At 68.4% G+C, this 24,979-nt stretch carries 27 protein-coding genes and 1 tRNA gene; 8 read left to right on the forward strand and 20 right to left on the reverse strand.

Annotated features, from left to right (window positions below):
- Window positions 1-93: 93 nt before the first annotated feature.
- Both ACAM26_RS05920 and ACAM26_RS05925 read right to left on the reverse strand, forming a co-directional pair.
- Window positions 94-405, reverse strand: a complete 312-nt coding sequence (locus ACAM26_RS05920; protein ID WP_369613271.1) for a YciI family protein — start codon at window positions 403-405, stop codon at window positions 94-96.
- Between the two features lies 1 nt (window position 406).
- Window positions 407-1,081, reverse strand: coding sequence for an inner membrane-spanning protein YciB (locus tag ACAM26_RS05925; protein ID WP_369613272.1), 675 nt, complete (start codon window positions 1,079-1,081; stop codon window positions 407-409).
- 210 nt (window positions 1,082-1,291) lie between these two features.
- Between ACAM26_RS05925 and ACAM26_RS05930 the strand changes: the two genes are divergently transcribed.
- The gene (locus ACAM26_RS05930) at window positions 1,292-2,629 is read left to right on the forward strand and encodes a sodium:alanine symporter family protein (RefSeq protein WP_123139369.1); all 1,338 of its coding nucleotides are present in this window, start codon (window positions 1,292-1,294) and stop codon (window positions 2,627-2,629) included.
- Window positions 2,630-2,645: 16 nt separating this feature from the next.
- Here ACAM26_RS05930 and ACAM26_RS05935 read toward each other — a convergent pair whose 3' ends face one another.
- The 7 genes from ACAM26_RS05935 to petA all read right to left on the reverse strand — a co-directional run bounded on the left by ACAM26_RS05935 (window position 2,646) and on the right by petA (window position 8,702).
- A complete protein-coding gene (locus ACAM26_RS05935; RefSeq protein ID WP_123139368.1) occupies window positions 2,646-2,963 on the reverse strand; it encodes a BolA family protein in 318 nt (105 codons plus the stop codon).
- A complete protein-coding gene (locus tag ACAM26_RS05940) occupies window positions 2,960-3,856 on the reverse strand; it encodes a hypothetical protein (RefSeq protein ID WP_123139367.1) in 897 nt (298 codons plus the stop codon). The genes ACAM26_RS05935 and ACAM26_RS05940 overlap by 4 nt, the downstream gene beginning before the upstream one ends.
- 1,111 nt (window positions 3,857-4,967) lie before the next feature.
- Window positions 4,968-5,426, reverse strand: coding sequence for a PAS domain-containing protein (locus ACAM26_RS05945; RefSeq protein ID WP_123139366.1), 459 nt, complete (start codon window positions 5,424-5,426; stop codon window positions 4,968-4,970).
- Between the two features lie 51 nt (window positions 5,427-5,477).
- Window positions 5,478-5,936, reverse strand: a complete 459-nt coding sequence (locus ACAM26_RS05950) for an SRPBCC family protein (protein WP_123139365.1) — start codon at window positions 5,934-5,936, stop codon at window positions 5,478-5,480.
- A gap of 392 nt (window positions 5,937-6,328) precedes the next feature.
- Window positions 6,329-6,883 (reverse strand): ankyrin repeat domain-containing protein, encoded by a 555-nt coding sequence (locus ACAM26_RS05955; protein WP_123139364.1) that lies wholly within the window; start codon window positions 6,881-6,883, stop codon window positions 6,329-6,331.
- A gap of 81 nt (window positions 6,884-6,964) precedes the next feature.
- On the reverse strand, window positions 6,965-7,951 hold the full coding sequence (locus tag ACAM26_RS05960; protein WP_369613273.1) for a hypothetical protein: 987 nt from the start codon (window positions 7,949-7,951) through the stop codon (window positions 6,965-6,967).
- 157 nt (window positions 7,952-8,108) lie between these two features.
- Complete coding sequence (petA, locus tag ACAM26_RS05965; RefSeq protein ID WP_123139362.1) at window positions 8,109-8,702, reverse strand: ubiquinol-cytochrome c reductase iron-sulfur subunit; 594 nt, start codon at window positions 8,700-8,702, stop codon at window positions 8,109-8,111.
- A 240-nt stretch (window positions 8,703-8,942) separates the two neighbouring features.
- Between petA and ACAM26_RS05970 the strand changes: the two genes are divergently transcribed.
- From ACAM26_RS05970 to ACAM26_RS05990, 5 genes are read left to right on the forward strand one after another with little or no spacing between them, the layout of a single operon-like run.
- On the forward strand, window positions 8,943-9,317 hold the full coding sequence (locus ACAM26_RS05970) for a DUF134 domain-containing protein (protein ID WP_123139361.1): 375 nt from the start codon (window positions 8,943-8,945) through the stop codon (window positions 9,315-9,317).
- Window positions 9,317-9,685, forward strand: a complete 369-nt coding sequence (locus ACAM26_RS05975) for a NifB/NifX family molybdenum-iron cluster-binding protein (RefSeq protein ID WP_123139360.1) — start codon at window positions 9,317-9,319, stop codon at window positions 9,683-9,685. Before ACAM26_RS05970 ends, ACAM26_RS05975 begins: the two co-directional genes overlap by 1 nt.
- 23 nt (window positions 9,686-9,708) lie before the next feature.
- Window positions 9,709-10,194, forward strand: a complete 486-nt coding sequence (locus tag ACAM26_RS05980; protein WP_369613274.1) for a NifB/NifX family molybdenum-iron cluster-binding protein — start codon at window positions 9,709-9,711, stop codon at window positions 10,192-10,194.
- A gap of 3 nt (window positions 10,195-10,197) precedes the next feature.
- Complete coding sequence (locus tag ACAM26_RS05985) at window positions 10,198-11,046, forward strand: ATP-binding protein (RefSeq protein WP_123142846.1); 849 nt, start codon at window positions 10,198-10,200, stop codon at window positions 11,044-11,046.
- On the forward strand, window positions 11,043-11,924 hold the full coding sequence (locus ACAM26_RS05990) for an ATP-binding protein (protein ID WP_369613275.1): 882 nt from the start codon (window positions 11,043-11,045) through the stop codon (window positions 11,922-11,924). The genes ACAM26_RS05985 and ACAM26_RS05990 overlap by 4 nt, the downstream gene beginning before the upstream one ends.
- 18 nt (window positions 11,925-11,942) lie before the next feature.
- Here the strand turns inward: ACAM26_RS05990 and ACAM26_RS05995 are convergent.
- The 6 genes from ACAM26_RS05995 to ACAM26_RS06020 form a co-directional block, all read right to left on the reverse strand.
- Window positions 11,943-12,018 (reverse strand) — tRNA-Thr (locus ACAM26_RS05995).
- Window positions 12,019-12,125: 107 nt separating this feature from the next.
- Window positions 12,126-13,115 carry an IS110 family transposase gene (locus ACAM26_RS06000; protein ID WP_369612936.1) on the reverse strand — a complete coding sequence of 330 codons (990 nt, stop codon included), beginning with the start codon at window positions 13,113-13,115 and terminating at the stop codon, window positions 12,126-12,128.
- A gap of 671 nt (window positions 13,116-13,786) precedes the next feature.
- Window positions 13,787-14,875 carry a glycine oxidase ThiO gene (gene thiO / locus ACAM26_RS06005; RefSeq protein WP_369613276.1) on the reverse strand — a complete coding sequence of 363 codons (1,089 nt, stop codon included), beginning with the start codon at window positions 14,873-14,875 and terminating at the stop codon, window positions 13,787-13,789.
- A 130-nt stretch (window positions 14,876-15,005) separates the two neighbouring features.
- Window positions 15,006-15,953 carry a 4-hydroxy-3-methylbut-2-enyl diphosphate reductase gene (gene ispH / locus ACAM26_RS06010; RefSeq protein ID WP_123139355.1) on the reverse strand — a complete coding sequence of 316 codons (948 nt, stop codon included), beginning with the start codon at window positions 15,951-15,953 and terminating at the stop codon, window positions 15,006-15,008.
- 95 nt (window positions 15,954-16,048) lie between these two features.
- Window positions 16,049-16,531, reverse strand: coding sequence for a peptidylprolyl isomerase (locus ACAM26_RS06015; protein ID WP_123139354.1), 483 nt, complete (start codon window positions 16,529-16,531; stop codon window positions 16,049-16,051).
- A gap of 94 nt (window positions 16,532-16,625) precedes the next feature.
- Entirely contained in the window at window positions 16,626-16,763 is a 138-nt protein-coding gene (locus tag ACAM26_RS06020; protein WP_165913451.1) for a hypothetical protein, read from the reverse strand.
- A 335-nt stretch (window positions 16,764-17,098) separates the two neighbouring features.
- Here ACAM26_RS06020 and rimO point away from each other — a divergent pair, with 335 nt between their 5' ends.
- On the forward strand, window positions 17,099-18,403 hold the full coding sequence (gene rimO / locus ACAM26_RS06025; RefSeq protein ID WP_200189299.1) for a 30S ribosomal protein S12 methylthiotransferase RimO: 1,305 nt from the start codon (window positions 17,099-17,101) through the stop codon (window positions 18,401-18,403).
- Between the two features lie 39 nt (window positions 18,404-18,442).
- Here rimO and ACAM26_RS06030 read toward each other — a convergent pair whose 3' ends face one another.
- On the reverse strand, window positions 18,443-18,643 hold the full coding sequence (locus ACAM26_RS06030; protein ID WP_123139352.1) for a DUF2892 domain-containing protein: 201 nt from the start codon (window positions 18,641-18,643) through the stop codon (window positions 18,443-18,445).
- Between the two features lie 114 nt (window positions 18,644-18,757).
- Between ACAM26_RS06030 and ACAM26_RS06035 the strand changes: the two genes are divergently transcribed.
- Entirely contained in the window at window positions 18,758-20,359 is a 1,602-nt protein-coding gene (locus ACAM26_RS06035) for an AAA family ATPase (protein ID WP_369613277.1), read from the forward strand.
- Between the two features lie 7 nt (window positions 20,360-20,366).
- Here the strand turns inward: ACAM26_RS06035 and ACAM26_RS06040 are convergent, their stop codons facing one another.
- The 4 genes from ACAM26_RS06040 to ACAM26_RS06055 all read right to left on the reverse strand — a co-directional run bounded on the left by ACAM26_RS06040 (window position 20,367) and on the right by ACAM26_RS06055 (window position 24,720).
- Window positions 20,367-21,245 (reverse strand): EamA family transporter, encoded by an 879-nt coding sequence (locus ACAM26_RS06040; RefSeq protein WP_123139350.1) that lies wholly within the window; start codon window positions 21,243-21,245, stop codon window positions 20,367-20,369.
- 15 nt (window positions 21,246-21,260) lie between these two features.
- The gene (gene dusA, locus ACAM26_RS06045; protein ID WP_123139349.1) at window positions 21,261-22,250 is read right to left on the reverse strand and encodes a tRNA dihydrouridine(20/20a) synthase DusA; all 990 of its coding nucleotides are present in this window, start codon (window positions 22,248-22,250) and stop codon (window positions 21,261-21,263) included.
- 148 nt (window positions 22,251-22,398) lie between these two features.
- The gene (gene gorA / locus ACAM26_RS06050) at window positions 22,399-23,790 is read right to left on the reverse strand and encodes a glutathione-disulfide reductase (protein ID WP_369613278.1); all 1,392 of its coding nucleotides are present in this window, start codon (window positions 23,788-23,790) and stop codon (window positions 22,399-22,401) included.
- Between the two features lie 186 nt (window positions 23,791-23,976).
- A complete protein-coding gene (locus ACAM26_RS06055) occupies window positions 23,977-24,720 on the reverse strand; it encodes a glutathione peroxidase (protein ID WP_123139347.1) in 744 nt (247 codons plus the stop codon).
- Window positions 24,721-24,979 lie beyond the last annotated feature (259 nt).

The following is a 24,979-nucleotide window of genomic DNA, read 5'->3' on the forward strand; positions in this document are numbered from 1 at the left end:
GGCAGGTGCCGGATCGCTCACGGGGCGACCTGTCGACGAATCCGCGTTCGGCGCTTTCTGCGACCCCGGACGGCGACGTCGGTTCCTTGGCGTTCAACCCGCCGTGGGCGGAAAGACCTGCTTGAAGGGGCGTACCTCGACCTCGGCGTAGACACCGGTGGCGCGATAGGGGTCGGCCTCGGCCCAGGCACGGGCGGCGTCGAGATCGGGGAATTCGGCGACCACCAGCGAGCCGGTGAAGCCGGCGCTGCCGGGGTCGGCGGCGTCGATCGCCGGGTGCGGACCGGCGAGCACCAGGCGCCCGGCGTCGTGCAGTTCGCGCAGTCGCTCGAGGTGCGCGGGGCGGGCCTTGAGGCGGCGTTCGAGGCTGTCCGGGGTATCGACGGCGATGATGGCATAGAGCACGTCAGTCGGCCTCCTGCGGGCGGGGTTCGTCTTCGATGTGACGGGCGAGATAGAACGCCTGGAGCAGCACGAAGACCAAGGTCATCCCCATCATACCGAACAGCTTGAAGTTGACCCAGATCTCCTCGCTGGCCTGGGCGCTGGTGCAGAGCGCGAGCAGCTCGCCCTGGAACTGGGCGGCGCAGCTGCTGAGGTCGACACTGACAAGCCCGCTGCCGGCGAGCAGCGTTTGATGGGCGGCGAAGAAGCCGCTGGCGACATAGACCACGAACAGGTTGGTCAGTCCGAGCACCAGGAAGAAGACGACCCACATCAGGTTGAGCCGGCGCCACACCATCGGTTCGACGCTGACCGCGTGCCCCATGGTGCGCTCGACCAGGGTGCGTTGGCCGACCAGTTGGCTGGCGAGGAAGGCCGCGGCGAACAGCCAGTTGACGATGGTCGGCTTCCACATCACGAAGATCGGGTCGCGCAGGGCGAGGGTCATGCCGCCGAACACCACCAGCAGCCCCAGGGTGACCAGGTGCATGGTCTCGACCCGGCGCTGGCGCCACCAGGTCCAGCCGAGCTGCAGCGCCGCGGCGAGGATCGCCACCGTGGTGGCGACATAGATGCCGGCGAGCTTGTAGGCGACGAAGAACAGCAGGATGGGGAAAAAGTCGATCAGCAGTTTCATGGTGTGTGGTGGTGTCCTTCGTTGGCCTCTGGTCCGTGCCCGGCGCCGGATGGTCGCGCGACCGCTCCGGCGGCACCCGACTCCTCTTCAAGAGCATACGGGCAAGGGCCGGTCGCGGTAAATGGGGCCGCGCCGGCGTTGTAATCAACAGGGGCGGGCGCTGTATAGTGCCCGCTCGTCCTGAAGGCTTTGATTCGAGAGGAGGTGTGGATGGAATCCATGACGACATGGATCGGGGTGCTCAACGGCTGGGTCTGGGGGCCGCCGATGCTGGTGTTGATCCTCGGCACCGGGCTGTTCCTGCTGCTCGGCCTGCGGCTGATGCCCTGGCTCCGGCTCGGCTACGGCTTTCGCATGCTGTGGTCGGGACGGCGTGGGCGTGGCGAGGGGGACATCACCCCGTTCAACGCGCTGATGACCTCGCTGTCGGCAACCGTCGGGACCGGCAATATCGCCGGTGTCGGCACGGCGATCGCGATCGGCGGTCCCGGGGCGCTGTTCTGGATGTGGTGCACCGCACTGGTGGGCATGGCGACCAAGTATGCCGAGGGCGTGCTGGCGGTGAAGTACCGCGAGGTCGACGCCAAGGGCAACCATGTCGGCGGTCCGATGTACTACATCAAGAACGGTCTCGGGCGGCGCTGGTTGTGGCTGGGCGCGGCCTTTGCCGTGTTTGGTGCCATGGCCGGGTTCGGTATCGGCAACATGGTGCAGGCCAACTCGGTGGCCGACGCGCTCAACTCCAAGTTCGCGCTGCCCAAGGCCTGGGTCGGCGGGGTGATGGCGCTGTTGGTCGGGCTGGTGCTGATCGGCGGTATCCGCTGGATCGCCCAGGTCGCCGGCAAGCTGGTGCCCTTCATGGCGATCGCCTATGTGCTCGGCGGGCTGGTGGTGCTCGGGCTCAATGCCGAGGCGCTGCCCGGTGCGGTGGTGCAGATCGTCGAGTATGCCTTCTCGCCCACCGCCGCGGTCGGCGGGTTCGCCGGCGCGACCGTGATGATGGGCATCCAGATGGGGGTGGCACGCGGCGTTTTTTCCAACGAGGCCGGGCTCGGCAGCGCGCCGATCGCGCACGCCGCGGCGAAGAACGACAACCCCGTGCAGCAGGGCACCATCGCCATGCTCGGCACCTTCATCGACACCCTGATCATCTGCACCATCACCGGGCTGGTGATCATGGTCACCGGAGCCTGGACCAGTGGTGAGACCGGCGCCAGCCTCTCGACCGCGGCCTTCGGCGCCGGTCTGCCCGGGGTCGGCGGTTATGTGGTGGCGCTGGGTCTGGCGCTGTTCGCCTTTACCACCATCCTCGGCTGGAGCGTCTACGGCGAGCGTTGTGTCGAGTATCTGTTCGGGGTGCGCGCGATCCTGCCGTTCCGGTTGGTGTGGGTGGCGGCGATCCCGGTCGGCGCGATGGTCAAGCTGGAGTTCGTGTGGCTGGTGGCCGACACCCTCAACGCGATGATGGCGCTGCCCAACCTGCTGGCGCTGGTGCTGCTCAGCCCGGTGGTGTTCCGGCTGACGCGCGAGCACTTCGCCCGCGCCTGAGGTCGGGCTCCCGGGGTCAGGCGGCGCCGGAGCCGCCCTGGCAGGGCGGCGACTGCGGTGCGGCGCCGCCCTTCTCGTGCCATTCCTCCGGGGTCCAGGTGTGCTGACTGAGTGCGTGCAGGCCCTGCTCGAACTCGTCGGCGAGCAGGCTGTTGATGGCTCGGTGACGCTCGATCAGCGGCTGTCCGGAGAAGCCCTCGCTGACCACCAGCAGCTTGAAGTGCGACTCGGCGTCGGGGGCCACGGCGTGCATGTAGCTCTCGTCGACCACGTCGAGGTGCATGGGGTCGAATGCCTCGCGGATGCGGCGCTCGATGCGGGTCCGTCGGTTCATTGCTCATCTCTCCCTTGGTTCGATTGGATCGGCGGCGCTGCGCCGCCGGTGATCTCGATGTGCTCGGTCCAGCGCAGTGACTGTTGCATGGTCGCCAGGACCTGATCGAGCGCGGGGTCGTGACGCGGATCGGCGAGCGCGGCGTGGTCGATGCCCTCGACCCGGCCATAGAGCGCGCGGCGCAGGTGCTCGCGGGTGTGGATCTGGTGGCGCAGGTCCTCGATGAGGTGTTCGAGTTCGCTGCGGGTGGGCGCCTGACCGAGGGTATGGAACAGCTCGGCGAGCGCGGTGAACAGCCCCCGGGCACGAGTATCGAGCCCGAACTCGCGCGGATCCCAGTCGCGCAGCGTGGTGTCGCGTCCGACCCAGACCCGGTAGCTCTCCTTGTGCAGGGCGTGATAGAGCGCCTGCTCCGAGATCAGGAACACCAGCAGATGATGCCGGTTGGCGTCGTAGGGGGCGTCGCGTACCTGCCAACGGCACTCGCGCACCAGGCGATGGATGCGGATGTGTTCGCGGAAGTCGGCGGCCTGGAGCTGGTCGAGGATGAGCACCGTCGGTTCACCCTCGCTCTGCGCGCAGGCCTCGCTGACGGCAAGGTCCAGGGGCGCGATCGGCGGTTCCTCGCGACCGAGTTCGTCGCGGCTCGGTGGCAGGATCACCTCGGGCTGGGGAGGATGGGCGTCGGTGAAGTCGTGATAGACGATCTGGTCCATCCCCAGTGCCCGGGCCAGGGCGTTGGCGAAGGCGCTCTTGCGTCGGCCACCGTCGCCGGCGACATTGAGCGCGCGCAGCCCGCGCGGCCTGCTCTCGAGCAGACAGCGGATCTCGAATTCGTAGTCGTCGTTCGACTCGAACCCGTGCTCGGCCATGCGTTCGCGCAGACTGGACATGTACGGATGATAGCCGCTTGGTCGTGGCGGGAGCCAGCCTTCCAGCCGTCGGGCATTTGAGCCGCCGAGATATCAGCGACCAGCGACCAGCGACCAGCGACCAGGGGGATTGAACCGCAAAGACACCAAGGGCGCGAAGGGGATAGAAGCCGAGACCCTTTTGTGTGCCGGTCGCCGCTGCAGGTCGCCTTTCGGGCTTCCCTGCGCTGGCAACCGTGGGCACGGTCGAGTCAGGCCGCCCACTGGTGACTGATCGCTGGTAGCTGGTTTTCCGCCGGGCATGCCACGCCTTGCCCGGTCTGCGGATCTGCAGGCCGTCCGCTTGCTTTGCGTCCTTCGTGCCTTGGCGGTTCGAACAGCTTCCAGCGATCAGCCTCCAGCTTCCAGTCGGGGAGACTGCGCCTTGCCCGGTCTGCGGATCTGCAGACTGTTCGCTTGCTTTGCGTCCTTCGTGCCTTGGCGGTTCGAACAGCTTCCAGCGATCGGCTTCCAGCCTCCAGTCGGGGGAGACTGCGCCTGGCCCGGTCTGCGGATCTGCAGACCGTTCGCTTGCTTTGCGTCCTTCGTGCCTTGGCGGTTCGAACAGCTTCCAGCGATCAGCTTCCAGCTTCCAGTCGGGGAGACTGCGCCTTGCCCGGTCTGCGGATCTGCAGACTGTCCGCTTGCTTTGTGCCCTTCGTGCCTTCGCGGTTCGAACAGCTCCCAGCGATCAGCTTCCAGCCCCCAGTCGGGGAGACTGCGCCTTGCCCGGTCTGCGGATCTGCAGACTGTCCGCTTGCTTTGTGCCCTTCGTGCCTTCGCGGTTCGAACAGCTCCCAGCGATCAGCCTCCAGCCTCCAGTCGGGGAGACTGCGCCTTGCCCGGTCTGCGGATCTGCAGACCGTTCGCTTGCTTTGCGTCCTTCGTGCCTTGGCGGTTCGAACAGCTTCCAGCGATCGGCCTCCAGCCTCCAGTCGGGGAGACTGCGCCTTGCCCGGTCTGCGGATCTGCAGACTGTTCGCTTGCTTTGCGTCCTTCGTGCCTTCGCGGTTCAATCCATGCTGGCGGCTGGCGGCTGGCGGCTGGCGGCTGGCGGCTGGCGGCTGGCGGCTGGCGGCTGGCGGCGCCCAACCTAGCCGCCGGCGTCCGCCTTGGCGAGCAGGGCGTTGAGGCGCGCGACCTCGGCCTCGGCCTCGACCTGGTTGGTGACGTCGTGCTGGATGCCGAGGTAGTAGATCAGCCGCCCCTCGCGGTCGAACAGCGGGCGGATGGTGAAGCGGTTGTAGAAGCGGCTGCCGTCCTTGCGGTAGTTGCGCAGGGTGACGGTCACCGGGTGGTTGCCGACCATCGCCTCGCGGATCTGCGCCACCCCTTCCTGATCGTGGTCCTCGCCCTGAAGGAAGCGACAGTTACGTCCGAGGATCTCCTCGCGGCTGTAGCCGGTGATCAACTCGAAGGCGGCGTTGGCATAGACGATGGGGTTGTCGTCCTGGTCGGGGTCGGAGAGGGTGATACCGTTGACGCAGGTGTCGAGGATCTGCGAGAGCACGAAGGGGATCACCCCCGCATCTTTGTCGACGACGAATTCCATGTGGTGACCTCGCTACAAGATTGATGGATCGTGCCTCGCCGGGTGTTTGCCTCAGTGCTGCGATACGGCTGTCGGGGCCTGTTCGAGCAGCCCCCTGATGTTGCCGACGACGCGCTCGCCGCCTTCCTGGATGGCGGCGCGGATCAGCTTCTCGAAGGGACGCATGAACAGCTCGAGCCGCGACAGTTCGAAGACGAAGGTCAGGCGGGTGCCGTCGGCGCTCGGCTCGAAGCGGTAGCTGATGTAGATCGGGGCGCTGAGTCCCTGGAAGTCGATGCGACGGTCCTGCTCGAAGACGCAGACCTCGAAGGTCGCCTCGGTGCGGCGACCGTGATCGACCCGTACCTGTCGGCCGCGGCTGCCCAGCCGGATCGGACCGGGCGAGAGCGCCTCGAGCGAGACCACCTCGGGCGACCAGCGCTGGTAATTGCTGAAGAAGTCGAGGGCGACGAAGGCGAAGACCTGATCCGGCGGGCGGGCGATGTGCGTGCTCGCTTGTGTTCTGACCATGGGTATCGGCTGCCGTGTGGCTGGAGTCGGCGCGTCCGTGCGCGGGCGGACGCTGGACGGGCATGCGCGATCGGGCCCGAAACGGCCCGCTGGTCTATCTGGCGGCGGGGTGGGGGGAATTCCAGGGGGGCTGTCGGGGGGGACGAACCACAAAGACGCGAAGGACGCCAAGGAAATGTCCAGTCAGCGGTCTTCGTTGATCGCTCGGATTGAGCGACGCTTATGGCCGAGGACTGAGGGTTGACGCCGGTCCACGATCGTCTTGCTGATGCGTCCACCCTGCCTCCCCGCTGACAAGGGGGAGAGCAAGGTGGCGCTCGGAGGTCGAACGCTCGAAAAACCTTTGCGTTCTTTGCGACTTGGCGGTTCAGTCTCCTGAATACCGTACTCGATCAACCCGCCTGCAGCAGTGCGAGGATCTCGGGTTTGTCGTTGAGGCGTGCCCAGTCGGCGGCGGTGTTGCCTTCGAAGTCCTTGAGGGTGCGATCGGCGCCGTGTTTCAGCAGGGTCTCGACGGCGGCGGTGCGGCCCTGGGTGGTGGCCCAGATCAGCGCGGTCCAGCCCTTGGTCTGCTCCTGGTGGTCGATCATCGCGCCCTGCTGCAACAGCATCTCGACGATCTCGGCGTGGTTGTTGGAGGCGGCGAGCATCATCGCGGTGTAGCCGCCCTTGTCCTCGGCGTCGACGGTGGCGCCGGCGGCGAGCAGGCGCTCGACCACGGCGGTGTGACCGTTGAGCGCGGCCTTCATCAGCGGGGTCCAGTCACAGCTGTCGCGCACGTCGGGGCGTCCGGTGCGCGAGAGCAGTCCATCGAGCGCGCCGAGATCGCCCTGTTCGGCGAACTCGAGCAGGGCGGGGTCGCCCGCCCCCTGGTCGTCCGGACCGCCGCAGCCGGTGAGGGCGGCGAGCAGCAGGGTGACGAGAAGGAGAATGCGTGCGGGAGTCATGGCGTTTTCCGAGTTGAATGATTGGTTATTATTCACCCGGCCTGACGTCCCGCGACAATGCGAATCCGCAATCTGGCGCCGTTACAGCAGTCCGCGACAGAGGCCGTCGTGACACTGCACCAGGATGCTGTCGGTGCCCTCGCAGGGGACCTTGTGGATCTCGCCATCGGAGCGGTTGTCGATCAGCACCGCGCCCTCGTCGGTCAACACGCAACCGCGCAATCTCGCATATTGCTCGGCATAGGCCGCCCAGGTGACGTCACGCTGCTGCGGGGTGAGGCTGAGCATCTGGGTCTGCGCCTGCGGCGGCTCGGGCGCGAGCGGCGGTGCCTCACGGAGCATCGGTGTGGCGTCGATCACCGGGGCCGGTCCCTGCTGAGGGCGGACGTCTCGCGAGGCGTTCGCCGGGTTGTCGGTCTGTGTCGCTGCAGTCAGCGGTTGGCGCTGTGTGGTCTCGCTGCCCTCGATGGGCGCGGCGGGGATGGCCGCCAGCGTCCCTGCCGGAGTCGCCTCGCCGTCGGTGCTCGGGGCGGGTTGCGGCGGCAGCGGCGGGGCGGCCTCGGCGAGTCGCTGGTGATGGGTCTGCCAGGCCCGTTCGAGCGCGGCGAGCGACTGGGTCAGCAGCGGCTGCAAGCGGCTGGTGACGTCGCGTCGTTCCGGCTCGGGCTGATCGGCGCGTGGGCGGATCAGGGCGGCGGCCGAGGCGACCCGCACGGCAGTCCCCTCGTCGATGAAATAGCTGGCGACCTCGAGTCTGGTGTCGGTCGGCAACTGCCCCGGGGGCAGGTCGAGGACACGGGCGAGCGTCGAGTCGGGCGTGACGGGGCGCTCGAGCAGCAGTCGTTCGGGGTCGCTCTGGGTGATCCGCCAGCCCTTGCTGCGGGCCGCGCCCATCGCCAGCGATCGCACCTGGTCGCGCTCGCTCGCCGCGAGCTGGATCTGGGGCAGGCTCGAGAGGTTGGCCGGGATCAGCGACTGGGGTCGGGTGTCGGGGCCGCTCGCGCAGCCGCCGAGCAGCCAGGCGGCGAGCATGAACAGGGGGAGATGGGCAGCCAGACGTCGGTTCACGCCGAGTCCTCTTGTCGGTTCTGGATGACGGGGAAGAGGCGGTCGCCTGATTGGGGGTGGGGCGACGGGCAGGTCGGACACAGGACCGGCGGTCGCGTGTCCGACCCAGGGGCGGAAATCTACGCCAAGCGTCTGGCGCTGTCGAGCGGGGGAGGGGTCAGGCGGCGCTGCCGTCCTCGCCGATCAGCAGGGTGGTGTCGTTGAGATAGGTGTGCTTGGGAATGACCAGGTTGGTCGGGGCCGGCACGCCCTTGAAGACGCGCGCGGCGAGATCGAAGCGCGAGCCGTGGCAGGGGCAGAAGAAGCCGCCCTTCCAGTCCGCGCCGAGGTCTTCGGGGGCGAACTCGGGGCGGTAGGTCGGCGAGCAGCCGAGGTGGGTGCAGATGCCGATGGCGACCAGATACTCGGGCTTGATCGAGCGGGTCGGGTTCTGGCAGTACTCGGGCTGCTGCGGCACCTCGGAGGCGGGGTCGACCAGCTTGGGGTCGTTGCTCGCCAGCATCTCGAGCATCTTCGGTGTGCGATGCACCACCCACACCGGTTTGCCGCGCCACTTGACGCGCAGCAGCGCGCCGGGCTCGATCTTGCTGATATCGGCCTCGACCGGCGCGCCTGCGGCACGGGCGCGCGCGCTCGGGTTCATCGAGGCGACGAAGGGTACGAGGGCGAAGCCGGCACCGACGGCGCCGACCGCGCTGGTCGCTGCGACCAGCAGGCGACGCCGTGTCTTGTTGACCGCTGTAGCGCTCATGATTCAAGGCTCCTTGTGTGATGCGTATCCCTGCATGGATGTCGGGTGGCGCTCGGGGCAACCGTGATCGCCCGGCGTCCGCTCGGGATGCGTGTCGTTGCGAAAAAGAATCTCTTAACGATGAATCCCAGTGTCTCGCCTTTCTTGACTAAAACACCCTGATATTTGTCAATGCAAAACGCACATATGTGCGTTTGAATGCATCCTCGAACCTACCCGAGACAGCCAAGCGGAGGCACTGTGCCCGGTCGAAGACGACGCGTCCGCCGGATCGGACTCGATCCCGGGCGGATCTGTTTCAAGCCCTGTGGCCGCCACGGTCACACCCTGGAGACGGTGATGTTGCGCGCCGACGAGATGGAGGCGCTGCGGTTGTGCGATCTCGAGGGGCTCTACCAGGAGGAGAGCGCCCGGCGCATGGGGATCTCGCGCACCACCCTGTCGCGCACCATCGCCCGGGCCCGCGCCAAGGTCGCTGGCGCACTGCTCACCGGACAGCGGCTGGTGATCCAGATCCCGGAGCACGGGGAAGAGCCGCCGCAAGGTATCCAACACTCTGACAACGACCACCCCCGTTCGGTGCCCGGTTGTGCCGGACAGAGAGATGAGACCTGATGAAAAAGATCGTGATGACCGCCAACGACGCGCTCGGACTGGCCGGCGAGATGTCGATGCACTTCGGCCATTGCAGCCATTTCGTGGTTGCCCAGCTCGATGACACCGACCGGCTCGTCGGCGCCGAGGTGGTGGCCAACCCCTTCGCCGACGCCCATCAGCCGGGGCAGCTGCCGACCTACATCCAGTCGCTCGGCGCCGATGTGGTGCTCGCCGGCGGTATGGGCGCCAAGGCCATCGAGCTGTTCGCGCGCAATGGCATCGAGGTGGTCACCGGCGCCCGTCCCGGCGTCGGCGAGACCCTCAACGCCTATCTCGCCGGTGAACTGAACGGCGTTTCCCAGTGCGCCCACGACCACGCCCACTGAATCGAACAACGAGGAATTGCCCCATGAAGATCGTGATCTCCGCAGCCGGCCAGGGTCAGGACGCCCCGGTCGACGCCCGACTCGGACGCTGCGCCTATTTCGCCGTGGTCGATACCGAGAGCGGTGACTTCCAGAGCATGCCCAACCCCTTCCTCGAGACCAACGGTGGCGCCGGCACCCGCACCGCGCAGTGGATCGCCGGCCAGCGCGCCGAGCTGCTGATCACTGGCCGCTGTGGCCCCAAGGCGGCGATGGTGCTCGAGCGCGCTGGGGTGCGGGTCGTCGAGGGTGTCTCCGGCACCGTGGCCGAGGCCGTCGAGCGCCATGCCGGGCAGGGCATGGCGCTCGACGCCGCCGTGGCAGGCCGCGAACCCTGCGACGGCATTGCGCGCTGCGGTGGTGGTCGTGGCATGGCACATGGTCGTGGTGCCGGTGCCGGTGCCGGTGCCGGTGCCGGGCGCGGCATGGGCGTTGGTCGCGGGCTGGGCAACGGTCGCGGTCGGGGCTGAGCGATGCGGGCGCTGACCATCGCCGTGGCCAGCGGCAAGGGCGGCACCGGCAAGACTACGGTGGCGACCAATCTGGCGCTGGCGCTCGAGCGCGTGCAATACGCCGACTGCGACGTCGAGGCGCCCAACGGGCACCTGTTCCTGCGCCCGCACTTCGACCGGCGTGAGCCGGTCGGGGTGCGCGTCCCGCGCATCGACCCCGGGCGCTGTACCCTGTGCGGCGACTGTGTCGAGGCCTGTGCCTTCAACGCCCTGGCGCTCACGCCCGACGAGCTGATGGTGTTCGACGAGCTCTGCCACGGTTGCGGTGCCTGCGACTACGTCTGCCGTGTCGAGGGCGCGCTCGGCGAGGTCGAGCGCCCGATCGGCGAGATCGCCGCCGGTCAGGCCGACACCCTGCCGGTGCTCCAGGGTGAACTCGCCATCGGCGAGCGCTCGGCGGTGCCGGTGATCAAGGCGCTCAAGCGGCGTCTGGAGCCGGGCCTCGCGACCATCCTCGATGCCCCGCCGGGCACCGCCTGCCCGATGGTCGAGACCCTCGATGGGGTCGACTTCTGTCTGCTGGTCACCGAGCCCACCCCCTCGGGGCTGCACGACCTGGGCCTCGCCGTCGCGGTGGCGAGGGCGCTTGGGGTGCCCTGTGGAGTGGTGATCAACCGCTGCGACATCGGCGATCAGGGCGTGGCGGAGTACTGTCGCGCCGAGTCGATCCCGGTGCTGCTCGAGATCCCCTTCACCCGCGCGCTCGCCGAGGCCTACGCGCGTGGCGAGCCCTGGGTGCGTACCGCGCCCGAGTGGCGCGCGCGCTTCCAACAGCTCTATGCACAGATCGAGGGGATGCTCCCGTCATGATGAAGGAACTCACCATCATCAGCGGCAAGGGCGGCACCGGCAAGACCACGGTGAGCGCCGCCTTCGCCACCCTGGCTCAGCACAAGGTGGTGGCCGACTGTGACGTCGACGCCGCCGATATGCACCTGCTGCTCGACCCGCGTGAACGGACCGGCGGCGACTTCGTCGGCGGCGCGACACCACGGATCGACCCCGAGCTGTGCGCCGAGTGCGGGGACTGCGCCGCCTGGTGCCGGTTCGAGGCGATCGAGCTCGACTTCGACGCGGGCTATCGCATCAACCCCTTCGCCTGCGAGCACTGCGGGCTGTGCGCGCGGGTCTGTCCCGAGGAGGCGATCGTCCTGGAGACCCGTCCGAACGGTCGCTGGATGGTCTCCGACAGCCGTCACGGCACCCTGGTCCACGCCCAGCTCGGCGTCGGTGAGGACAACTCCGGCAAGCTCGTCACCCTGGTGCGGCGCGAGGCGCGACGTCAGGCCGAGGCCGAGGGCGCGACGCTGATCCTCAACGACGGCCCGCCCGGGATCGGCTGTCCGGTGAGTGCCGCCATCACCGGTGTCGATCTGGTGCTCGCCGTCACCGAGCCGACCCTCTCCGGGCTGCACGACCTGCAGCGCGTCGCCGAACTCTGCGTCCACTTCGCCATCCCCTTGGTCGTCTGCATCAACAAGGCCGATCTCAACCTGGAGAACGGTGTGACGATCCGGGAGTGGTGTGGTGCGCGCGACATCGATGTGATCGGTGAACTGCCCTTCGACCCCGTGGTCGCCCGCGCCTTGGTCGCGCGCAAGAGCCTCGCCGAGTACGACGGCGGTGCCGCATCGAGTGCGGTGATCGAGCTGTGGGAACGGGTGAAAACGCGCCTGGGGGTGGAGTGAGACGGGCGCTTGGGGAGATGGAGCCGATGAGCGGATTCGAACCGCTGACCCACGCATTACGAATGCGTTGCTCTACCAACTGAGCTACATCGGCTACTCAAGCCCACGGATTTTAGCCAGCTTTCCGCCGGACATCAATCCCTGTCTGGGGAAAGCCTCCAGCCGCCGGAAGATTGAACCGCGAAGATACCGTCTTTCCCGTCAAGCCGCAGAAGCGTAATCGGGCTGGTAGGGACGACGGTTCTTGAACACGCCGAAGCAGATGTGGGCGAGTTTCCGCATGGCGGCGCCGAGGGCGACCATCTTGGGCTTGCCGCGCGCCAGGAGGCGTTCGTAGAGGTCCTTGACGTGTGGGTTGTAGCGAATGGCGGTGACGGCGGCCATGTAGAGGGTGGCGCGTGCATGGGCAGGCCCGGCCTTGGAGAGTCTGGGGCGCCCCTGCACGGAGGTGCCCGACTGTCGCTCGACGGGCACGAGCCCGAGGTAGGCGGCGAACTGTTGGGCCGAGGTGAAGGGGCGGCTTTGCAGCAACGCCACGAAGCGCTGAGCGACCTTGAGGCCGATGGCGGGGATCGAGGTGAGGAGGTCGACGTCCTCGCGTAGCTGAGGGTGGCCGTCGAGGTGGTCGTCGATCTGTTGCTGGAGCTTGGCGAGGGCTTCTTCGAGGAAGGCGATGCTCTCGCGCACCGAGTCGCGCACCAGCGCCGGGGTGTGGGTTGCCTCGACCTTCTCCAGGCGGTTGCGCTCGCGTCGCAGGTCCTCGATGAGGGCGCGCTGACGGGCCAGCAACGCCCGCAGGGCGCGCACCTCGGGCGAGGGCGGCGTCCAGGGCGCGGGCTTGAGGAGCGCGCCGAAGCGCGCCAGCACCTTGGCATCGACCGCGTCGGTCTTGGTGCGCACCGCCAGGCCGCGCGCAAAGTCCCGGGCCTGGGCCGGGTTGACGATCGAGACCGTCAGGCCACGCCCGTGGAGCAGTTCGGCGGCCGTCTCGTGGTAAGGGCCGGTGGCCTCCAGCACCACATGGACCGCCTCCGGCCTCGCCCCCTGACGCCCCAGCCAGTCGATCAGCGCCTCCACCCCCGCGGCGGTATTGGGCACCGTCTTGGTCTTGAGCTTGACCCGCTCCTGCTCGCTCAGCTCCAGCGCGGTGTGCAGCTTCGCCTTCGAGACATCGATTCCGAGATACATCATCGTCGTCCACTCCTTGATCCTGGGCCAGTCCTCATACCCACTCGCCTTGTCCATGCAGGGTTCGCCCCTTGGATACCGTTCAGTGTCGAGACTGGCATGAGAAGAGAGATCGAGGGCTGAATCTTCGCGGCAAGGTCCAGGCCTTCAGTCGCAATCGAGCTGCCTCAATCTCGCGCGGTGGGAGCTAACCACCACGGGGTGGCAAGATACAAGCCGCCAAGGACGTGAAGAAAGCGACCAGCCTTCAGCAAGCAGCCTCCAGTGTCGGTTTGCAGTCAACCTTGGCGGTACGAGATAAGCCTGTTCTTCTTGCCGGAGGCTGACCGTAGGAAGTCTTTCTTCTCTCCGTGTTCTTTGCGGCCTTGCGGTTCGATCCGCTGGCTGCCGCCTGATGACGATGTTGGGTTGCCCGTCCTGGCATCCCGGCGATTCGTCGATCAGGTAGTGCATGAGCAACCCAACCGACGGGCTGGAGGCTGGTCGCTGAAGGCTTTTCTCCCCTTTGCGTGCTTTGTGTCTTTGCGGTTCGAACCAGCTTCCAGCGATCAGCTTCCAGCCTCCAGTCGGGGAGGCAGGTGTTGCATGATCGTCGATTGACAGGCAAGACGTTATCTTCACGGTTCATCATCCCGGCGGCTGGCGGCTGGCGGCTGGCGGCTGATCGCCCTCGATCAGTCCCGCGCGGCGTCGAGCGCATAGGGCGCGGCGTCGAGGATGGGGTCGCGCTCGAGCACCAGGTCGGTGAGCAGGCGGGCCGAGGCCGGGCCAGTGACTAGGCCGTTGCGGTAGTGGCCGGCGTTGAAATAGAGCCCGTCGATGCCGGGGTAGGCGCCGATATAAGGGATGCCGCTGGGCGAGCCGGGTCGCAGTCCGGACCAGTGGTCCTCGATCGGGGTGCGCTTGAGCAGCGGGTAGAGTTCGACGGCGGCGCGATAGAGCTCCTCCTTGGCCTCGGCGGTGGTGCGCTTGACGAAGCCGGCCTGCTCCAGGGTCGAGCCGAAGAGGATGCGACCGTCGCGCCGGGGGATGATGTAGCGCTCGCGGTGCAGGGTGATGTGATGGACCTGGCCGGGGTGGGCGTAGAAGAGGATCATCTGGCCGCGCACCGGCTGGATCTCGGGGCTGTTGCCGAGCTGTTCGAGCAGCTTGGCGGTCCAGGCGCCGGCGCAGATGATGACGCGCTCGGCGCGGATCTCGCCCTTGGGGGTGCGCACCCCGACCGCGCGCCCGCCCTCGATCAGCAGCTCCAGCACCTCCTCCTGCTCGCGCAGCGTCACCTTGCGCTCGATGGCGCGGCGCAGCGCGCGGGTCAGGCGCGGGTTGCGCACCTGGCCGATGCCCGGGAGCAGCAGCGCCTGCTCGGGACGGGGGCCGAGCTCGGGCTCGCTGGCGTGGAGCTGGCGGGCGTCGAGCACCTCGATGGCGGTGTCGTGGCGCGCGGCCCAGTCGAGTGCGCGCTGGCGCTCCTCGGTGTCGAGCACCAGCATGCCGTTGACGGTGAGCTCGGGGTCGATCCCGGTCTCGTCGAGCAGTTCGGCGGCCAGCGCCGGATAGACCCGCTGGCTCCAGGCGGCCAGCCGCCCGACCGCGTCGGGATAGCGCCAGGGGTAGAGTGGGGAGAGGATGCCGCCGCCAGCCCAGGACGACTGCTGGCCGGTCTTGCCCATCTCGACCAGGGTGGTGTCGACACCGGCGCGCGCCAACTCGCGCGCGGTCAGCAACCCGATGACGCCGCCACCGATGACCAGGATCTCGCTCATGCAACTCCTCTCCTCGCGGCCTGGCGGGCGCCGGGCCGTCTCGCTCAGGGACCGGGGCGGCCTGTCTGGCCGCCTCCAGCCTCATTAGGTGCGGTTCGGTCGGTCGAGGTGCAAGCGCGAGGGGCGGGGTTCAGTCCTCGGCCGGCTCCCTGGTCAGCTCGCGCGGCAGCGCGAACACCACCTGCTCGCGGATGCCGGGCTGTTCCTCGACCTGCTCCACGCCCCAGTCGCGCAGCTGGGCGATGACCCGCTCGACGAGGACCTCGGGGGCCGATGCGCCGGCGGTGAGGCCGATGCGCGAGATGCCCTCGAGCCAGCCGCGCTCGATGTCCTCGGGGCCGTCGATCAGATAGGCGCTGCAGCCGCGCTTTTCGGCCAGTTCACGCAGCCGGTTGGAGTTGGAGCTGTTGGGCGAGCCGACCACCAGCAGCAGCTCGCAGCTCTCGGCCAGGGTCTTGACCGCGTCCTGGCGGTTCTGGGTGGCGTAGCAGATATCGCTCTTCTTCGGTCCCTGGATGGCCGGGAAGCGCTCGCGCAGTGCCGCGACGATGGTGGTGGTGTCGTCCATCGACAGCGTGGTCTGGGTGACGTAGGCGATGCGCTCGGGATCGGCGATCTCGAGTCCGGCGACGTCCTCGGGACGTTCGACCAGGTGCACCGGGGCGCCCTCGGGGTCGCACTGGCCGAGGGTGCCGTCGACCTCGGGATGACCGCGATGGCCGATGAGCACGGTCTCGATGCCGTTGCGACAGTGCCGGGTGACCTCGAGGTGGACCTTGGTGACCAGCGGGCAGGTGGCATCGAACACCCGCAGCCCGCGCGCCTCGGCCTCGCGCCGTACCGCTTGGGGCACGCCGTGGGCGCTGAACACCAGGGTGGCGTCGTCCGGCACCTCGTCGAGGTCCTCGACGAAGATGGCGCCGCGCGCGCGCAGTCCCTCGACGACGAAGCGGTTGTGCACCACCTCGTGACGGACATAAATGGGCGCACCGTAGCGTTCGAGGACGCGCTCGACGATGGCGATGGCGCGATCGACGCCGGCACAGAAACCGCGGGGATTGGCTAGCAGGATAGTCATGGCTCGGAACAGGATAGGCGGTCGGCGGGGATTGAAAACAGCGGGTGGTGTTCGGGGTTATTGCGCGCGGCCGGTGGCGCCGGCCGCGCCCGGGTTCAGGTCTCGACGGAGAGAATGGCGATGCGTAGCTGTAACGCGCGTCCGGCGAAGGGGTGGTTGAAGTCGACCCGCACCCGCTCGCCCTCGGTCTCCAGCACCATGCCGCTGGTCTCCTGGCCGGCCGGGGTCTCGAAGGCGATGACCTTGCCCGGCTCGGGCTGGAGTTCGGGCGGGAATTCGCTGCGTTCGAGCCAGAAGACATTGTTCTCGTCGTAGGTGGCGAACAGCTCGGAGCCGTCGCCGGCGAACTCGGTCTCGCTGCCGGCGAGCAGTCCGTCGATGGCCGTCTCCAGTGCCGGGGTCAGGGTGCCGTCGCCGACGGTGCAACGAATCGGTTCTTCCTTGAAGGTGGAAAAGGCGACGAAACCGTCCGGGAAGCGGACCTGGAGGTGAAAGGCGATGCGTCGTCCCGCGGCGACCGCGAGCGGTGGCTCGCTGACGGTCTCGGCGGGCGTGGACAGGGTGTCGTTGATGACCATGGTGCAGTGGGTCCATTGCAACGGCGAGGGCGGGACCGGATGGCCCGCAAGGGCTCGACGTCTCCCGCCCCCGCTACGGATAGGGTGGGCGCCGCTACAACAGCTCCTGGGTCACGAAGAGGTAACCGAGCGAGGTCGCGACGACCGCGATCGCGACGTACGGGATCAGGACGCAGACGCCGGGCAGGTCGTTGCAGAGTGCGCTGAACTTGCAGAGTTTGCAGTGCTTCATCTGTCTCGACCCTCCTGTTGCCATGCGCCCGGGCGCCGGCCTGTCCGTGTTCGCGCCGCGCCATTGGCGCGCGCGGGGGCGATCGCTGCCAGTATCGATCCCGCCTCGGAGTCCTGGCCGTGTCACGTCTCTTCAAGCGTGTCCCGTGATGCCGTCGCGTTAGATGGCAAACGCCGCTATCGTTACCGATATACAGGGGACGATCAAGCACGACGCGTCGCCGCGATGACGTGCGCCCGGTCTCGGCTGGGCGATAATGCCCGCCAGTCCCCAACCGCAACCAGATCAGCGAGCTTCATTTGGACATCTCATCCCCATCCGCCGCCGTGCCCACCGTGGGCTTCGTCAGCCTCGGCTGCCCCAAGGCCACGGTCGACTCCGAACTCATCCTCACCCGGCTGCGCGCCGAGGGCTATCGGGTGGTGCACGACTATGACGACGCCGAGCTGGTGGTCATCAACACCTGCGCCTTCATCGACGCCGCCGAGCGCGAGTCGCTGGAGGTGATCGGCGAGGCCCTGGAAGAGAACGGCCGGGTCGTGGTCACCGGCTGTCTCGGCGCCCGCGCCGAACGCATCCGCGCCGCCTATCCCGAGGTGCTGGCGATCACCGGACCGCACGCGCTCGAGGAGGTGATGGCGGTGGTGCACGAGGCGCTGCCTGCCCCGCACGACCCCTTCACCAGTCTGGTGCCGCCCCAAGGCGTGCGGCTCACCCCGCGTCACTACGCCTATCTCAAGATCTCCGAGGGCTGCGACCATCGCTGCACCTTCTGCATCATCCCCAGCCTGCGCGGCGACCTGGTCAGTCGTGGTCTCGGTGAGGTGCTCGGCGAGGCCGAACGGCTGGTCGAGGCCGGGGTGCGCGAACTGCTGGTGGTCGCCCAGGACACCAGCGCCTATGGCCGCGACCTCAAGTACGCGCCGGGCTTCCACGGCGGGCGACCGCTGCGTACCGACATCACCACCCTGGCGCGCGAGCTCGGCCAGTTGCCGGCGTGGACGCGACTGCACTACGTCTACCCCTATCCCCAGGTCGACGAGCTGATCCCGTTGATGGCCGAGGGGCTGATCCTGCCCTATCTCGACATGCCGCTGCAGCACGGCAACACCCGGGTGCTGCGCGCGATGCGCCGTCCGGCGGCCACCGAGCGGGTGCTCGAGCGTCTCGCACGCTGGCGCGCGCAATGTCCCGAGCTGGTGCTGCGCAGCACCTTCATCGTCGGCTTCCCCGGTGAGACCGAGGCCGAGTTCGAGTCGCTGCTGGACTTCCTCCGCGAGGCGCGGCTCGACCGCGTCGGCTGCTTCCCCTACTCGCCGGTGGACGGCGCGGCGGCCAACGATCTGGCCGATGCGGTGCCTGCCGAAGAGCGCGAGGAGCGCCGCGAGCGCTTCATGGAGGTCCAGGCCGAGATCAGCCGCGACAAGCTCGCCGCGCGGGTCGGCGAGCGCATGACGGTGCTGGTTGACGAGGTGCACGAAGACGAGGTGGTGGCGCGCAGCTATGGCGATGCGCCCGAGATCGACGGCAACGTGCTGGTGCCGGGGGCCTGGGAGATCGACCCCGGCGACTTCATCGAGGTCGAGATCACCGCCTCGGGCGATCACGACCTGTGGGCCCAGCCGGTCGATCCGGCATGAGCCTTGGCGCCGGGCGGCGGGGTGCCGCCCGGCGGCCGATCAGAAGGCCGGGCCGGGGGTCTTGCCGAGCTTCTTGAGGATGATCGCCAGCGGGCAGAAGCCGGTGAAGGCCGACTGCAGCAGGTTGGCGCCGACGAAGCCGGTGAACCACAGGAAGTGGATGCTGACGGTGGCCGCGAGGATGGCCGAGAGCAGCACAAAGGCGCCGGCGACGGCGAAGACGATACGTTCGATGGACATGGGTGCTTCCGTTTCGGTTGCGATGGGTGTAAGCGGCGGAGTATTAACCAATGCTTATACTTGATTCAAGATCGGGCAGTCACCGAGACCGTCGGCTGTCTTGGAGGTGGTGTCATGGATGCCAGTGAGTTCCCCCGGCTGATCGCGGCGCTGCAGCGCCCCGAGGCCTATCCCCATCCGGTCGATCGGATCGAGCACATCGAAACCCATATCTCCCACGTGCTGCTCGCCGGCGACTTCGCCTACAAGCTCAAGAAGCCGCTCGATCTTGGTTTTCTCGACTGCTCTACCCTGGCGTTGCGTCGTCACTGCTGTGAGGAGGAGACTCGCCTCAACAGCCGGCTCGCGCCGACGATCTATCTCGACGTGGTGGCGATCGGCGGCGAGGCCGCGCACCCGCGCATCGGCGCCGCGGGCGCGGTGTTGGAGTATGCGGTACGGATGCGCCGTTTCGCGCAGTCGGCGTTGCTCGCGCACCGCCCCCTCGACGGTCCCCTGATCGACCGGCTCGCCGAGCGCTTGGCCGATTTCCACGCCGCCATCCCGGCCGCCGCGCCCGATGCCCCCTGGGGGGCGCCCGACATGGTGCTCGCGCCGATGATCGAGAACGTCGAGCAGATCCGGGCGCGGGTCGAGGCGCCGGCGCTGCTGAGGCGTCTCCAACGCATCGAGGACTGGACCCGGGCACGCTGGCGGGTGCTGCGTCCGCTGCTCGAGCAGCGTCGCGCCGAGGGCTGGATCCGCGAGTGTCACGGCGACATGCATCGCGGCAACATCGCGCTGATCGACGGCGAGCCGCAGATCTTCGACGGTATCGACTTCGCCCCCGAGCTGCGCTGGATCGACACCGCCAGCGAGCTCGCCTTCCTGGTCATGGACCTGGAGGCCGCCGGTGAGCCGGGGTTGGCGCAGCGTCTGCTCAACGGCTATCTGGAGCGCGGCGGTGACTACGGGTTGCTGGCACTGCTGCGTCTCTATCAGTGCTATCGGGCGATGGTGCGCGCCAAGGTCGGCGCGATCCGCGCCGGTCAGACGGGGCTGGCGGCGCCTGAGCGCGCCGCCGCCTGGGATGCGTGCGCGCGCTATCTGGCGCTGGCCGAGGGCTATACCCGGGCGAGACGGCCGCGGCTGCTGATCGCCTGCGGGCTGTCGGGCTCGGGCAAGAGCCACATGGCCAGCGCGCTCTGCGAGCGGCTGCCCTTCGTCCATCTGCGCTCGGACGTCGAGCGCAAGCGACTGTTCGGGCTCGAGGCGCAGGCGCGCACCAATACCGGGGTCGATGGCGGGATCTATTTCCCCTCGGCCACCGATTGGACCTACGAGCGGCTGCTGCACCTGGCCGAGACCATCCTCGCCAGTGGCCACGACGTGCTGGTCGATGCCACCTTCACCGCGCACCAGCGGCGCGTCGGTTTCGCTGCGCTGGCGCGGCGTCATCACGCCGGGTTCGCCATCCTCGCGCTGGAGGCGCCGCTGGCGGTGCTGCGCGAGCGCGTCACCCGGCGTCTGGCCGCCGGTAACGACGCCTCCGAGGCGACGCTCGCGGTGCTCGAGCGCCAGCATGCGCGCTGCGAGCCGCCGCAGGGCGAGGAGTGCGACCGGCTGGTGCGCGTCGACACCAGCGCCGACCCCGCCATCGAGCGGGTGAGCGAGCAGCTCGAGACCGTGTTCGCCGGACAAGCCCAGTCCTGCGACCTTGCCGAGCCGCCCCACTGAGTCCGCCTCATCCCTGCAGTACCAGCGCCGCGCCGGCGAGCATCAGCACGCCGGCGGGCAGGCGCGCACGCAGCCCGCGCTCGCCGAAGCAGAGCGCGCCGTAGAGCATGCCGAAGAGCAGGCTGGTGCGCTTGAGCGCGATCATGTAGGCGACCTCGGTCGCGGCGATGGCGAGGAAGTGGGTGTAGACCATCACCGCGCTCAGCGCCGCGACCGCCAGCACCGCCCAGGGATGGCGCGCCAGCGCGAGCAGCCGGCGCGGGCGCGGCAGCGCCAGCACCAGCAGTGCGACGACCCCGAGCAGGGCGAAGTAGAAGGCGCCGAACTGCGCCGGCGGCAGATACTGCATCGCGCCCTTGCCGAGGGTGGCGGTGAGGGCGTAGATCGCCGCCACCGCGAGCATCAGCCGCGCGCCGCGCTGCTCGAGGATGGCGCCGAGCGGGCGCAGCCAGCTGCGCCAGTCGCGCGCCCGGGCATGGCCGACGTTGAGCAGCCAGGCCCCGGCCACCACCAGCACCACCCCAAAGGCGCCGCGCGCGCTCACCGTCTCGTCGAGCAGCAGCCAGGCGACCAGCAGCACGAACACCGGGGTGAAGGCGAGATAGGGCAGGGTGAGCGAGAGCGGGTGGTCGCGGATGGCGCGCATGTAGAGCAGCATCGCCGCGATCTCCAGCGGCACCAGTGCCGCCAGCCAGCCCCAGAAGGCGGGCGCGAGGGTGGCGAGCGGCGGCAGGTCGGCGAGCAGCGGGGCGAGCAGCACGCCGCTCAGGGTGAGGCGCACCAGCGCCAGCTCGGCGGCCGAGAGCGCGCCGAGCCAGGCCTTGGTGGCGGCATCGGCGCTGGCCAGGGCGAGGGCGCAGAGCAGCGACAGGCTCACCCAGTCCATGGCCGCGGCGCCGGATCAGTCGGCGGCGGCGGGTTGCATGCGCCGCGGCAGCGCCTCGGTCAGCACCTCGCAGCCGGCGCCGGGGAGATGGGCGTGCTCGCTGATCCAGCGGCGCCAGACGCGCGCGCCGGGACGGCCCTGGAAGAGTCCGAGCAGGTGACGGCTGATCGCGGTCAGCGGCACCCCGGCGTCGAGCTCGCGCTGGATATAGGGCAGCATCCGCTCGATGACCTGGTGGCGGGTCGGCGGCGGGGTCGGGTCGGCGAAGATGCGCGCGTCGGCCGCGGCGAGGATCCAGGGGTTGTGGTAGGCCTCACGACCGATCATCACCCCATCGAGGGTCTCGAGCAGGGCGCAGGCCTGGTCGAGGTCTTGCACCCCGCCGTTGAGGCTGATCGAGAGCGCGGGGAAGTCGCGCTTGAGCTGCAGCACCACGTCGTAGCGCAGCGGCGGGATGTCGCGGTTCTCCTTCGGGCTCAGCCCGGAGAGCCAGGCCTTGCGCGCGTGCACGATCAGCGCGTCGCAGCCGGCCTCGACCTGGGCGCCGACGAAGTCGACCAGCTCGCCGTAGCTGTCGCGATCGTCGATGCCGATGCGGCTCTTGACCGTCACCGGGACCGCCACCGCGTCCTTCATCGCCCGCACGCAGTCGGCCACCACCCCGGGCTCGGCCATCAGACAGGCACCGAAGCGCCCGTTCTGCACCCGGTCGGAGGGGCAGCCGACGTTGATGTTGATCTCGTCGTAGCCGTACTCGGCGCCGAGTCGGGCGCAGGTGGCCATGTCGGCGGGATCGGAGCCGCCGAGCTGCAGCGCCACCGGATGCTCGCTCGGATCGAAGCGCAGGAAGCGCTCGCGGTCGCCGTGGAGCAGCGCGCCGGTGGTCACCATCTCGGTGTAGAGCAGGGTGTGACGGCTGATCAGCCGGAGGAAATAACGGCAGTGGCGATCGGTCCAGTCCAACATCGGGGCGATGGACAGACGACGGTCTAGCGGTGCAGGCATGGCGCGGGTCGGGCTCGGGCTGGGGACGCCGGCGGAGGCGTGGCCGGGTCGTTGATCTCGAGCGGGGATTGTCCGCGACCGGGCCGATTTTTTCCATCATCGGCGCGCTCGCGGCGAGGTCCGCCCGCCGGGCGGCGGGCGGGCAGCCTCAGGCCGCGCCCTCGGGGAGCGGGTCGCCGGGACGGCGTACCGGCTCCTTGAGGGTGACCAGCTCCTCGGCGCTGCCGGGGTGGATGGCGACGGTGTTGTCGAAGTCGGCCTTGGTCGCGCCCATCTTCACCGCCACGGCGAAGCCCTGGAGCATCTCGTCGGCGCCGTCGCCGATGACGTGGACACCGACCACGCGCTGCTCGGGACCGGCACAGACCAGCTTCATCGCGGTCTTGGCGCCGTGCTCGTTGAGCGCGTAGCGCATCGGGGTGAAGCTGGTCTCGTAGACGGTGAGCACGTCACCGAGGCGCTCGCGCGCCTCCGGCTCACTCAGCCCGACCTTGGACAGCGGCGGGTGGGCGAAGACCACGGTGGGGATGTTGTCGTAGTCGAGCTTGCGCTCGCTCTGGCCGTCGAACAGGCGCTCGGCGAGGCGGCGCCCGGCGGCGATCGCCACCGGGGTGAGCTGGTCGCGTCCGGTGATGTCGCCGAGCGCGTAGACGCCGGGGACATTGGTGTTCTGATAGGCGTCGGTGGGCACCATGCCGTTGGGTTGGACCTCGATGCCGGCGGTCTCGAGCCCGAGGTCGCGGGTGTTGGGCGCGCGCCCGACGGCCCAGATCACGCTGTCGAAGCCCTCGAGCCGGGTGCCGTCCTGGGCCACCAGGGTGGTGCCCTGGGCGTCGCGCTCGAGTGCGGCGACGGCGAACTCGAGATGGGTCTCGATGCCCTGGGCGTGCATGTTCTCGGCCAGGGTGGCGCTGAGCAGGGGGTCGAACTGGAACAGCAACCGGTCCTCGAGCGCCACCACGGTGACCTCGGAGCCGAAGCTGCGCAGCAGCCCGGCCAGCTCGATGCCGATATAGCCGGCACCGATGATGGCCACGCGCTTGGGTTGTTGCTGCAGGGCGAAGAAGCCGTCGGAGGTGATACCGAGCTCGGCGCCGGGCAGACGCGGCACGATCGGGCGCCCGCCGGTGGCGATGACGATGTGATCGGCGCTGAGACGCTGACCCTCGACCTCGATGGTGTGGGCGTCGACGAAGCGGGCGTGGCCATCGACCCGGGTGATGCCGAGGCGCTCGACATAGCCGTCCCAGAAGCTGTTGATGGCACTGATGTAGCGATCGCGCCCGGCCACCAGCCTGGGCCAGTCGAGCTCGCCGCCGCTGGCCTGGACGCCGAAGCCGGGGGCGTCGCGCACCGCCTCGGCGAGGTGCGAGGCGTACCACATCACCTTCTTGGGTACGCAGCCGACGTTGACGCAGGTGCCGCCGAGCGCCTTGGACTCGATCAGGGCGACGCGCTTGCCGAAGGCGGCGGCCTTCTCGGCCACCGCCAGGCCGCCGCTGCCACCGCCGATCGCGATCAGGTCGAAATGCTGGGTCATGATTGTGCTTCCTGATAATGCTGTGACCGAGGATCATACCCGTGGCGCCGGATGGGGCGCAGCAGGTGGTCCGAGAGCGGTCCTGTCCATAGCAAAGGGGTCGGTAACCCATGGGTTGCCCGACCCCCTCGAATCTGCCGACGCCGGCCGGCGTCGGCAGCTGTGGTCCTCCGGCGTGCTCCCGGATCAGGCGCTGGCGCGCTCCTTGAGCCAGCCCTCGACCGCCTCCGAGCCACCGATCAGCTCACCGTTGACGAACACCTGCGGCACGGTACGGGCGTTGGCCACGGCGCGCAGCGTCTGCTCGGTGTAGTCCTCGTTGAGCACCAGCTCCTCGAAGTCGATGCCGGCGTTGCGCAGAGCCTCCTTGGCCTTGACGCAGAACGGGCAGCCGTCGCGGGTGAACACGCTCACGTCCATCGGCTTGGGCGCGTTCGGGGCGAGGTGGGCGAGCATGGTATCGGCGTCGGAGACCTCGTAGGGGTCGCCTTCGACCTCGGGCTCGATGAACATCTTCTCCACCACGCCGTCGCGTACCAGCATCGAGTAGCGCCAGGAGCGCTTGCCGAAGCCGAGATCGTCCTTCTCGACCAGCATCCCCATGCCCTCGGTGAACTCGCCGTTGCCGTCGGGGATGAACAGCAGGTCATCGGCGTGCTGGGTCTTCTGCCACTCGTTCATCACGAAGGTGTCGTTGACCGAGACGCAGGCCACGGTATCGACCCCGTGCTCCTTGAACATCGGTACCAGCTGGTTGTAGCGCGGCACGTGCGAGGAGGAGCAGGTGGGGGTGAAGGCACCCGGCAGCGAGAACACCACCACGGTCTTACCGGCAAAGATCTCGTCGGTGGTCAGGTCGACCCACTCGTGTCCGCTACGGGTGTGGAAGGTGACCTGAGGAACGCGGCTTCCGGTGCGATCTTGCAACATGTGTCGATTCTCCATGGTTGTCGCTGTGGGATTTGGGTCAAAAGTTCTTGAGCGATCGTCGCGCCCCGAAGAGGATGGCGTGTCGACGGTGCTAAGATTACGTCCTGATGGCCGATGCGTGAAATGGATAATAAAAATTGATCTGATTGTCTGAGACGATCGTTCGGCTCGGTCTGGCGCACACCTGATCGTGTCTGTTGCCATCCAGACAGCACCGCTCACCCGCTGCGGTTCCGGCGACGCTCGGCGCACACCCACA

The sequence above is a fragment of the Marichromatium sp. PS1 genome (assembly GCF_041155115.1).
Lineage (GTDB): Bacteria > Pseudomonadota > Gammaproteobacteria > Chromatiales > Chromatiaceae > Marichromatium > Marichromatium gracile.